Below are 471 nucleotides of genomic sequence, written 5' to 3' on the forward strand. Positions count from 1 at the left end.
TGCTGCATCGAATTGGTCGAGGCGAAGCCAAGGCCCCAGGTCGCGACCGCGCCCGCCATCAGGACGAGCGAGCCGGCGCCGAGCGCCCAGCCGGCAATCCCGGCAAGCAGCAGGCAGGTGAACAGCAGCGAGGTGCGATAGGGCCCCGAGGCGTCGACGATGCGGGTCGCGATGACGACACCAAGGAAGCCGCAGACGCCGTAGAGCGCGAACACCATGCCGATCGCATCGGGACCGGCGCCGGTGAGCTTGTTGAGCAGCGGACCCATGTAGGTGAACACGACGAACTGCCCCGACATTTGCAGCATCGTGATCGCAAGCAGCAGCAGGATCGTCCTGCTCCGGCCGACTGCCGCCCATGTCTTCAGATCCACCGGCGCGCCCTTCAGGCCCGCCGGCAGACGCAGCAGCAACAGCAGAAAACTGACGCAGCCGAGCGCACCGATCCCGCCATAGGCCGCGCGCCAGCCA

1 protein-coding gene is annotated in these 471 nt (G+C 67.5%); it reads right to left on the reverse strand.

Going from position 1 to position 471, the window contains the following annotated elements; all coding sequences use genetic code 11:
- The coding region (locus tag IC50_RS06190) for an MFS transporter (protein ID WP_035701817.1) at positions 1-471 on the reverse strand (471 nt) is incomplete at both ends.

The organism is Bradyrhizobium genomosp. I (2014) (genome assembly GCF_000261685.1).
Taxonomy (GTDB): Bacteria; Pseudomonadota; Alphaproteobacteria; order Rhizobiales; family Xanthobacteraceae; genus Bradyrhizobium.